8 protein-coding genes are annotated in these 10,803 nt (G+C 39.4%); 7 read left to right on the top strand and 1 reads right to left on the bottom strand.

What is annotated here, in order from left to right:
- Positions 1-414 precede the first annotated feature (414 nt).
- The 5 genes from O9332_RS25410 to O9332_RS25430 all read left to right on the top strand — a co-directional run bounded on the left by O9332_RS25410 (position 415) and on the right by O9332_RS25430 (position 7,606).
- On the top strand, positions 415-1,770 hold the full coding sequence (locus tag O9332_RS25410) for an AAA family ATPase (RefSeq protein WP_288027860.1): 1,356 nt from the start codon (positions 415-417) through the stop codon (positions 1,768-1,770).
- Positions 1,748-2,596 (top strand): DUF4435 domain-containing protein, encoded by an 849-nt coding sequence (locus O9332_RS25415; protein ID WP_002762894.1) that lies wholly within the window; start codon positions 1,748-1,750, stop codon positions 2,594-2,596. Before O9332_RS25410 ends, O9332_RS25415 begins: the two co-directional genes overlap by 23 nt.
- Before the next feature lie 486 nt (positions 2,597-3,082).
- Complete coding sequence (gene ppk1 / locus O9332_RS25420) at positions 3,083-5,251, top strand: polyphosphate kinase 1 (protein WP_288027863.1); 2,169 nt, start codon at positions 3,083-3,085, stop codon at positions 5,249-5,251.
- A 235-nt stretch (positions 5,252-5,486) separates the two neighbouring features.
- Complete coding sequence (locus tag O9332_RS25425; RefSeq protein WP_002762890.1) at positions 5,487-5,732, top strand: hypothetical protein; 246 nt, start codon at positions 5,487-5,489, stop codon at positions 5,730-5,732.
- Between the two features lie 398 nt (positions 5,733-6,130).
- Positions 6,131-7,606: a bifunctional metallophosphatase/5'-nucleotidase gene (locus O9332_RS25430; RefSeq protein ID WP_002762888.1), complete on the top strand. Its 1,476-nt coding sequence runs from the start codon at positions 6,131-6,133 to the stop codon at positions 7,604-7,606.
- A 505-nt stretch (positions 7,607-8,111) separates the two neighbouring features.
- On the opposite strand, the gene O9332_RS25435 is transcribed toward O9332_RS25430, so the two are convergent.
- Positions 8,112-9,836 (bottom strand): diflavin flavoprotein, encoded by a 1,725-nt coding sequence (locus O9332_RS25435; RefSeq protein ID WP_002762886.1) that lies wholly within the window; start codon positions 9,834-9,836, stop codon positions 8,112-8,114.
- Between the two features lie 513 nt (positions 9,837-10,349).
- Here O9332_RS25435 and O9332_RS25440 point away from each other — a divergent pair.
- Positions 10,350-10,505, top strand: a complete 156-nt coding sequence (locus O9332_RS25440; RefSeq protein ID WP_002762885.1) for a CU044_2847 family protein — start codon at positions 10,350-10,352, stop codon at positions 10,503-10,505.
- A 1-nt stretch (position 10,506) separates the two neighbouring features.
- Positions 10,507-10,803 (top strand): Uma2 family endonuclease (locus O9332_RS25445; RefSeq protein ID WP_271987681.1); only part of this gene is annotated, 297 nt, incomplete at its 3' end.

Consider the following 10,803-nt stretch of genomic DNA (forward strand, 5'->3'; position numbering starts at 1 on the left):
GCTGAATAAATCTAAAAACCTTGTTGGATAAGACTTTTGGACTTTTTTCCCCTCAAAAAGTGCCAGCCATTGCGGGGATCGGGGGGAAAATTCCTGGACTTTTTCCCTGAAAATTAGGTAGTTGACCACCTGAAAATCGATAAAACCCCACACCCCACACCCCACACCCCACACCCTGCCACCACCGAAAAGCTTTTTGCCGCAAACCCTAAGTAGCGGCTAGGAGAATGGGAAGTGGGCTGTTAAAGTTCGATCGGGAGTTAATCATACTATTTAAAAGGGATTTGGTATAATACAGTGTCTATAGGCGTTTTTTGAAAACGTCTGCCAAAATTTCTAGCTTCAACGCCTCGATCCTCTCAAGTTATGAGTAGTAGAGTGCGTCTAAGTTTAATCGCTTGCTCCCGGGAAATTATGAGAATTAAACAAATTACAGTTAAGCATCTTTTTGGCATATTTGACCATACAATTAATCTCAATATGGAGGAAAGAATAACTATTATTCATGGTAAAAATGGCTTTGGGAAAACCTCAATACTGCGATTAGTCAATGGCTTTTTTAACTTAAAGTATTCAGATATAAGGGCTATTCCTTTTCAAAAATTTACTATAATTTTTGACGATAACAGCTTTGTGGATGTTGTCAAAGCTTCCACCAGTAAGAATAAAAAAAGTAATGTAAGACCAAAGATTAATTTTAATTTTACTTCCTCCGATCAAAAAGAAAAACTGACTTTTTCTCCTAATTTACTAGACGGGAAAACAATTTCTTTCCCTCTCAGCATGATAGATGATTTCATACCCGATTTAGATAGAGTTGGATCAGAAAAATGGCTCTATACCCCCACAAAAGAAATTATGGATTTAGAAGATATTTATGAACGATTTGGAGAATATTTACCCAAGCAATTCCAGAAAGAATATCCTGATTGGTTAAAGAAAATTATAGACTCTATTAATGTTCGTTTTATTGAATCACAACGTCTATTAGATATTTCCAATAGTGCCAAAAATGGCAGAACTATAAGGATGCCGATGACATTGTACTCTGTGGCCAGCTATTCTGAAGATTTAGCAGAAAATATTCAAACTAAATTAGCAGAGTATGGACAACTATCTCAAACTTTAGACCGAACCTTTCCAGCGAGAGTTGTACAAAAAAAGGCATCATTGACCGATGATGAACTAAGGGAAAAAATTGATCAACTTGAAAGCGAAAGAAATCAATTAATTAGTGCAGGACTATTGAAAAAAGATGAAGATTCTAACTTCCAAGTTAAAGATAGTATTGATGATAGCACCAGAAAGTTATTATCGGTTTATATTGAGGATGTATATAAAAAGCTCAATGTATTCAATGACATTTATCCTAAAGTAGAGCTATTTAAAAATATAATTAATAAAAAATATTCTTTCAAAAGTGTTACTATTGATCAAAGCAAAGGGTTTATCTTCACTACCCAGGAAGGGGAGGTTTTATCGCCAACAGATTTATCTTCTGGGGAACAGCACGAATTAGTAATTTTATATGAATTGTTATTTAAAGTTAAACCTAATACTTTGATCTTAATTGATAAACCAGAAATGTCACTTCATATTTCATGGCAGCAGGAATTTTTAAAAGACTTACAGGAAATCACGAAACTTTCCGGGTTAGATATTTTGATGGCTACCCATTCTCCTGATATTATTAATGATCGTTGGGATTTGACAGTTGAATTAGAGAAACCAAAGCAAAAAAGCAAAGATGAGAGAACAGATAACACCTGACAGAATTGCTAATAGCATTCGTTTACTACGCAGCGATCATGAGGGAGTTTTTTTAATTGTTGAAGGTCATAGCGATAAACTTATTTATGAGCGATTAGTAAACAAGCAAGAGGTTAGGATCACAATTGCCTCTAATAAAAATAATGCTATCAAAGCATTATCCATCTTAGAAAAAGAAAATTTTTGCCGAGTTGTTGCTGTTATAGATGCGGATTTTTCGAGAATAGAACAGCAAATTCCCGACAGTAATCATCTCTTTTTAACCGATGAACATGATTTGGAAATGATGTTAATTAAATCTGCTGCTTTCGATAAATTATTAAAAGAACGAGGAAGTGAAGAAAAAATTGCAGCTTTTTCCAAAGATATTAGAGAAACTTTACTAAAGTTAGGTCAGGAAATTGGTAAATTAAGATTGCTATCTCTTAGAAATGAGTTGAATTTAAAGTTTGAAGGATTAAATTTTAGTAAGTTTATTGACAAAAAGAATCTGAATCTGTCAATAGATATTGACAAATTAATTAGAAGTATCAAAAATCATTCTCAGAAACTGTCCTTAGACGAACAGCAAATTAAACAGGATTTATCGGTAATTAGCGATGAAAATCACGATCCGTGGCAGCTATGTTGTGGACACGATTTTATCAGTATTTTAGCGATCGCACTCTGGAAGGTTTTAGGTACATGGAATGCTAATGATGTTAAAAAAGAAGACTTGGAAAGAGAGTTAAGATTAGCTTATGAGTTATCTTATTTTTATCAAACACAAATATATACACTAATGATTAATTGGCAATCTAATCATCATCCTTATCAAATATTCTGATTCGGATTATTGCCTGAACTTGGAGATGATAAGTAGGTGGGCGTTAAAAGTTGTCAGATCCCCCCGCCTATCGGCACCCCCCTTATCAAGGGGGGCAGGGGGGATCGAACCTAAAATCCATTTTTAATTTAATTATAACCAGGTACTTATATTTAACAAGTCAGATCGGCTCGACTTTGTGTTATAATCAAAGCTGGGCTTTAAAGACAATATTCTCAGCAAATTATGCCTATTGTTCTTCCTGGCACTCTAATTTCACTGAAAGATTAATTTAACCTTGATCTGTCGGGACTGATTTCTTAACCTGTTAATAAATTGATTTTTTCCCCAGTCAGGCTAGAATCAGTAGGACTAGCATCCAAGATAATCGGGGTAACTTTGGTTAATCTGGGGCAATGTAGCCTAAAAAAACGCCAAAAATAGTCAAATTTAGACTTGAGTGGCTTCTTACTAACTGTTTAATCTATTATTTAGGTATTAGACTCTATGGCTAAAGCTTCTACCGTAACTTCTGAAATCGATCTTAAAGATTCGCAATATTACTTTAACCGAGAATTAAGCTGGTTAGAATTTAATCGTCGCGTGCTTTATGAGGCACTTGATCCTCGGACTCCCCTACTAGAAAGATTAAAATTTACCGCCATTTTTTGTGCCAATCTCGACGAATTTTTTATGGTACGGGTGGCAGTGCTTAAACAACAGGTAGAGGCAAATGTAGCCGTTTTAAGTGCCGATGGCCGGACTGCCTCAGAACAGCTAACCGAGATCAGTAAACGTCTGCGTCCCCTTGTACAACAGCAGGATCGTCTTTTTGAACACACCCTAAAAAACCTCTTAGTGGAACAGGGAATTCATCTGATTAACTATGTAGATTTACATCAAGAACAGCGCAATTATCTCCACGATTACTTTGAACAAAATATTTTCCCCGTTTTAACTCCCCTAGCGGTGGATCCTAGTCATCCTTTTCCCTATATTTCTAATCTTAGTCTCAATTTAGCCGTAGTCGTTCGCGATCCCGACACCGATAAAGAACTATTTGCCAGGGTGAAAGTGCCGCAGGTTTTCCCCCGTTTTCTGGCATTATCCAAAGAATTACGCCACCAAGATGGAAAAGCTTCGATTTGGACGGGAGTGCCTCTGGAACAGGTGGTAATGCACAATTTAGAGGCACTTTTCCCCGGCATGATCATCCAAGAATGTTATCCTTTTCGGGTGACGCGCAATGCCGATATCTCCGTCGAAGAAGATGAGGCCGATGATTTATTATTAGCGATCGAGGAAGAAGTACGCAAGCGCCGCATCGGTAAATCGGCAGTACGTCTGGAAATTCACAGTTCTACCCCTAGCAATATTAAAGACCGGATCATGCGCGATCTGGGACTTGAGGAGATCGATGTTTACGATGTGGATGGACTGCTGGGACACAAAGATTTATTTTATTTTCTGTCCTTACCCTGTCCCGAACTGAAAGATCCCCCTTGGAATCCTGTCACCCCACCAGTTTTACAGGGATTGCGAGAAATAGTTGACGGTAACGAAGACGGTATCCTAGAACAGGATGGCGAAGATATTTTTACTTTAATTCGCAATAACGATATTCTCGTTCATCACCCTTACCATTCCTTTAGTGCCTCAGTACAACAGTTTATCGCCCAGGCTGCCCATGATGCCCATGTTTTAGCGATTAAAATGACTTTGTATCGTACTTCCGGAGATTCCCCGATTGTCAATTCCCTGATTGCAGCGGCGGAAAATGGTAAACAGGTAGCGGCGTTAGTGGAACTAAAAGCACGCTTTGATGAGGAAAATAACATTACTTGGGCGAAAAAGCTCGAACAAGCCGGAGTTCACGTTGTTTATGGCTTAGTTGGTCTAAAAACCCATACGAAAGTGGTTCTCGTGGTCAGAAAGGAAGGGGATAAAATCCGTCGTTATTTCCATATTGGCACGGGCAATTATAACCCAAAAACGGCTAAATTATACACTGATTTGGGTTTACTTAGCTGTCGTGAGGATTTGGGGGCAGATATCACCGATTTATTTAACTTTCTGACCGGATACTCCCGTCAGCAATCCTATCGCAAACTTTTAATTGCTCCGGTGAGTTTGCGAAAACGGATGTTAGCAATGATCGATCGCGAGGCCAAAAACTGTAAAAATGGCGGTACGGGGCGCATTGTGGCAAAAATGAACTCTATTGTCGATAAACCGATTATAGAAGCTTTATACGCCGCTTCTCGTGCCGGTGTGCAGATTGACTTAATTATTCGTGGGATCTGTTGTTTACGGCCCGGATTGCCGGAAGTGAGCGAAAATATCCGAGTAATTAGCATTATCGGCCGCTTTTTGGAACATTCCCGCATTTTTTACTTTTACAATGATGGTCAGGAGGAGGTGTATATTGGTAGCGCCGATTGGATGACGCGGAACCTGACTCGTCGCGTGGAAGCAGTGACACCCATCGATGAACCAGCGATCGCCAAGGAACTGGAAGAAATTCTCGGCATTATGTTGTCAGATAACCGACAAGCATGGGAATTACAATCCGATGGCAGTTATATTCAGCGTCGTGCTGACAATGAGGGACAGGAAAGCAGTACCCATGTAATTTTAATGGACAAGACCCTTAAATCTGCGGGTATTAGTCCATAGGAACAGTTATCAGTTATCAGTTATCAGTATTCTCTCGTTGACCCCCTCGGATGCCCTTCTACTTCTGGAGTTCGGGGCTTGATAATCTGACTTATTGAGAATAATTTTTATTTGTCGGAGATAATTTAACCCCCCCTCAGAAAATGGGGTGTAGAATGGTGTCAGGGCAATACTTTCATTTATTTCACGGGAACTATTTGTTAGGATCGAAAAATCTTTACGTTCAGCCACAACCATGAGCGTTCTTGTCAAACCCTCTAGCCTGATTCCCAAAGGATTGCGGGTACAACAGATTAATAATCTCACCCTATTCAAATTTACAGATGAACTGGGCGATCGGATGCAGACGCTTCTTGACAAGAAAAAAGCTGATGATCTCACCCCGGAGGAAGTCCTTGAGCTAGAAGCGATTGGCGAACTCGACCAAATTTTCAGCTACATCAACGCTGTCATTGCCGCCAGAGTAAATGGTCATTCCTAAATCGCTCCACCATATTGTTCGACAACGCGCTAGGTTCCAGTGTGAATACTGTCACTATCCCGAACTCCTCAGTGATGCTCTCACCCTGTTTTTACATTGGCGCAAGTCATGCTATATTATGGGCTGTGGCTCTTCGTTACTTGGCATGATTCGATCAGGGGGCATAAATCGAAGCAATGTCTTTCTGTGTAAGGGTTTTATCCTTTATAACCCCCCTCCATTGCATAACACAAACCGAAGAGCCTAAACTGCTAAAAGCTGAACTTTTTCTGGATCGGCTAGAAGAAATCACAGACCAAGCTTCTGACGGTATTCAGAAAGCCAAGCTTTAAACCGTTCGCAGTACCCAAATCAAACTATCTCTTTCATTTAATCAACTCAAACTACTGGAGAGACTCATGGTTGAAACTACAACAAAACTCAAAAAGTTTACGATTTTACATTCCAATGATATGCACGGCGACTTTTTAGCGGAGGCTAAAACTGGACAAGGTGGTTTGATCGGCGGGTTATCATTGCTTTCTGGTTATATCAATCAAGTGCGTCAAACGGAAAAAAATACACTTTATGTTATTTCAGGTGATATGCTTCAAGGTTCGATGATTGATACCGAATTTAAAGGCTTATCAACCATGGAAATCATGAATTACCTAGCACCTAATGTAGTGACTTTAGGAAACCACGAATTAGACTATGGCTTTCCTCATTTGCTCTTCTTAGAAAAAATGGCAAACTTTCCTATTGTTAATGCCAACTTGTACATTAAAAAGTACGGTAAAAGGTTGATGAACCCCTATATCATCCTCAATGTAGATGGATTTGATGTTATGTTCATTGGTATTGTCACCGAAGAGGTTCTTAGTGCCTTAAAGCTGGACAAAAGCATTGGTACATTTGTTGGACTAGAAGATGCAGCGGCTGAAGTTGGTAAGATCTGTAATACCTACAAAAATGAAGATATTGATTTGACAATTCTCCTAACTCACATTGGTTTTGAAGAGGATCAAAAGTTAGCGGCTATGTTAGACCCTGAGTGGGGGGTGGACATGATCATTGGTGGACATTCTCATACACTTTTAGAACAGCCTGCCCAAGTAAACAACATTTTAATCACCCAGGCCGCCGTTGGGACTGATCAGATCGGACGTTTCGATATTACAGTAGACGACGATACGAACAGCATTGTCGAATGGAAATGGGAACTTATTCCTATTAATGATCAGGTAGCTAGTCCTGACGTAGATTTGCAAAATTTTATCAATACCTACAAAGAACAAGTAGATCGCAAGTACAATCGTATTGTTAGCCGTTTAAATCGTCAATTGACTCATCCCGTGCGCGAACAAGAAACTGAGTTAGGTAATTTAATCGCTGATATCTTCTTAGAAATAGATACGATTGATGTCGTGCTTGTCGGTAGTGGTTCCATACGAGGTAAAGAATTAGGGCCTGTGGTCACTCTTGAAGATCTTAAGAAGGTTTATCCGTATGATGGTTCTCTTTATAAAATTAAAGTTACTGGAGCGCAACTGACAAAGGTATTTACCCATTTTCTGCGCCCAGAAAACAGAAAGCCTGGGGAAAGTCAATGTTATCAAATCAGCAAAGGTGTTCGAGTAGTTTATAACAATACTAAGAAAGCAATTGAATCTTTCAGTATTAATGAACAACCTGTAGAGGCTGATCGTTTATATGTAATCTGCGTGCAAGATTATCATTATCAAAATTCGCTGAAGAGTTTGAATCTCACGCCTGAAGAAATAGCTAACGCTAAAGTTGTTACTACTTCAAGCCAAGGTGTTCTTGAAGAATATTTAAGTACTCATCAACTCCTTGACGGTCAGGTGGAAGGACGCTGGACTTTTGTTAACTAGAGTTTATGACTCTACCCAATTCCTGAAGCGTCTGAATGGAAACTTAGGCACGATTAGCAAATCCAACAATGTTTGAAACTTGCTTCCAATTTGTGAAGCGCCTGAATGGAAACGATGTGTAGGGTTAATTCATGAATTAACCCTACAATTTTTTTACTTCCAGTTCATGAAGCGTCTGGTACTAAATTCGGTTATTAAAGACTGATTATCTATTCCCATTTTCCCGTTCGGCTATCCTGATATGTAGCCTATAATCAACGGATTTAGTCTCAGTTATCAGTTATCAGTGGGTAAGTAATCAGTGATCAGATGTGATACTAAATCTGGTTATTAAAAAATGATTATCTATTGCTCCTTTTGCCTATTGCCTATTGCCTATCCTGATATGTAGCCTATACTTAACGGATTTAGTATGACTAACTGGTTGAGAGGTTAAACCATCTCAAAAGCTGAGAGCAAGCATCTTGATCTGTATTTTCTCAACCAGTCAAATCAAGCAAAAATCCTAATAATAATTACCGACTTTGCGATGGTGAACAGCTGTTAAACTATCAGGTTTAGAAACGCGACCATCGGTGACTTTATTGTAAACAATCCAGTGGTCAGCACATTCCATGCGACTAGCGACCTCACATTCTAAATAAGCGAGAGCATCGGCTAAAATTGGGGAACCATTATTAGCGGTGTGAGTATCGACTCCTGCAAAACGATCTTCCCCAGGTCCGAAACGTTTTAAAAAGTGTTTCATCAGGGTTTGATAATTGCCTTCTTCCAGAATATTTAAAATGAATTGATCCCCCACTTGCATTAAAGACTCGATCGCCCGATCTTTGGCCACAGCAACGGTAAAACCGGGAGGATCAAAACTTGCTTGCGTCACCCAAGAAGCGACCATTGCACCGCTTCTGTCTCCTTTCTTGGTGGTAATAATATATAAACCTCCGCTAATCCGTCCGATGGCTTTATCAAGGTCAGTATCGAGGGATTTTCTTTGTTTAACTTTTACCTCTTGTGTTAATAGTTGTCCCATGTCTGTCCCCGCTTCTTCACAGCGTTGATAGAGACTCTCGTTAGGAGTTTCTGCGCTACGAATGGGATCAAAAGCTTTGGTTAAACCAACTTCACGAAACTTATTAAATAGAGGTAAAATTGATTCATCATCACCCCCTTGAGATTCAAACATTCCGATATATTGTTTGGGGTTAACCGAGGCGAGAATTGTGCCTAGATTCCCCGTAATTTCTTGGGCATGAATACCAGAAACGGGGGGAGTACCGATGACGATTCCCACCGCAGAAGAAGCTAATTCTTTTACCTCTTGGGGATCGGCGGATTTCAGGTCTAAAGTTTCTACAGCCAAACCAGTTTTAGTAATACCTTTGGCAATCGATTGACAGAGGCGATCGCTATAACCATAGTCGGAAATATAGAAGACAGCGACGGTTTTTTCTGCCTTAGTTTGTGCCTGACTCCAATCACGATAACGGGTCAATAATTCAGTAACATTATGTTTTAATAACGGTCCATGACCATTAGCCACGAGATTAATATTACCTAGGGGTTCCATCCGTTTCATCGCCGCTAGTACCGAACGAGCATTAGGAGCCATTAAACATTCATAATAGAAGCGATAATCCGGTTCAATAGCACTTAATTGCTCATCGTAGAGATCATCGGAACAGTAGTGCATTCCGAAGGCATCACAGGTAAATAAAATTCCCGAACCGTGATCGTAGGTAAAAATAGTATCGGGCCAGTGTAAATTAGGAGCGTTAACAAATTCGAGAATGTGACCATTGCCTAGGTCTAACTGATCGCCATTTTTGACCAGTTGACGTTGAAAGGGATGATGAACTAAATTCTCTAAAAACTGAATTGCCACTTTCGACCCAACGACGGTAATATTGGGAGCGAGTTGCAATATATCTCTGACTAACCCACTGTGATCAGGTTCAGTATGACTGATAATTAAATAATCGATTTCTTGGGGGTTAATTAATCCGTTGAGACTATCAAAATATAGTTGACGGAATTTTTCGTGAGAGGTATCCACAAGGGCGATTTTTTCCCCACGAATCAGATAGGAGTTATAAGTCGTACCGTTTTGTAATCCGAATTCAATATCGAAGCGATCGCGATCCCAATCGAGGGAACGAATAGCGGTAGTGTCTGCGGTGAGATCGGCCACCTGCACGGTGAGACGTTTTGTTTTGACTGGTGTAGCAACCATCGAACCCCTCCTTATTGTTAAGTTTTTTATACTTTGTCTCTATTGTGCCACGAGAAAATAGGTATGGGAATTTATTTTCCGATAATTACTGATAAGTAGGGAGGCACAATTATTTGTAGGATGGGTTAGCGGTAGCGCAACATGATCTGGCGTTGGGTTGAAGCATGAAACCCAACCTACGTTCTGATAACAGTTATCTTAATGCTCAGGTGGGAGTCGATCGTCGATAGCGAATTAGCTTATACTTCATCTTTATGAGAAACGCTCTCTAGGGATCTGTGTGGGGAAATGGCTGTTATACACTCGAGTCAAGTTAAATTGGACAACTAGTGATCGCTTTTCGGCGGAAACAGGGAATTAGACAAGAAATGCTAATAAGCTAAGACGCATTTAAACCGCTTATTCTTAGATTAGCAGCCAGATTCAGACAAGAAAGGCTCATGTCCCTTGCCTACACTCTATTACTTGTCTTAGATGTCTGTATAATTTGCTATATTTTTAGATGAGCTTATCATGATTTCCCGATCCAATCCACCCAGTAAAGTTACTTTAGAATTTGGGTTACAAGTTGAGGGTAAAACGGTGATTCCTTTGCTGACAAAAGATTCAGCACAAGCTAATATTAAAGTTGCTATTGAATGGCAATTTAACCAAGATAAGGGAGGTTAGTATGCAAGTTCAAATCGAAAAACGCTATTACACACCTGAAGAATACTGTCAGCTAGAAGAAACAGCAGAATACAAAAATGAATATCTAGATGGAGATATTATTCCTATGACGGGAGCAACAATCAATCATAATCTGATTGCTGGTAATTTTTATAAAAATTTTCCGACTAAGATTAACAATCAAGATTATTGGGCTTTTATGAGTGATGTACGGTTATGGATGCCAAGATATCGCTTTTATACTTATCCTGATGTCATGGTGATTAAAGACAAACCATTATATGAAGGAAAAGGCACA

It is taken from the genome of Microcystis sp. LE19-10.1B (assembly GCF_027530565.1).
In the GTDB taxonomy this organism is placed as follows: Bacteria; Cyanobacteriota; Cyanobacteriia; order Cyanobacteriales; family Microcystaceae; genus Microcystis; species Microcystis aeruginosa.

Coding starts and splice junctions, on each gene's coding strand:
- O9332_RS25440 (WP_002762885.1), top strand. CDS start 10,350: ATGATTTCCCGATCCAATCCACCCAGTAAAGTTACTTTAGAATTTGGG.
- O9332_RS25430 (WP_002762888.1), top strand. CDS start 6,131: ATGGTTGAAACTACAACAAAACTCAAAAAGTTTACGATTTTACATTCC.
- O9332_RS25410 (WP_288027860.1), top strand. CDS start 415: ATGAGAATTAAACAAATTACAGTTAAGCATCTTTTTGGCATATTTGAC.
- O9332_RS25425 (WP_002762890.1), top strand. CDS start 5,487: ATGAGCGTTCTTGTCAAACCCTCTAGCCTGATTCCCAAAGGATTGCGG.
- ppk1 (WP_288027863.1), top strand. CDS start 3,083: ATGGCTAAAGCTTCTACCGTAACTTCTGAAATCGATCTTAAAGATTCG.
- O9332_RS25415 (WP_002762894.1), top strand. CDS start 1,748: ATGAGAGAACAGATAACACCTGACAGAATTGCTAATAGCATTCGTTTA.
- O9332_RS25435 (WP_002762886.1), bottom strand. CDS start 9,836: ATGGTTGCTACACCAGTCAAAACAAAACGTCTCACCGTGCAGGTGGCC.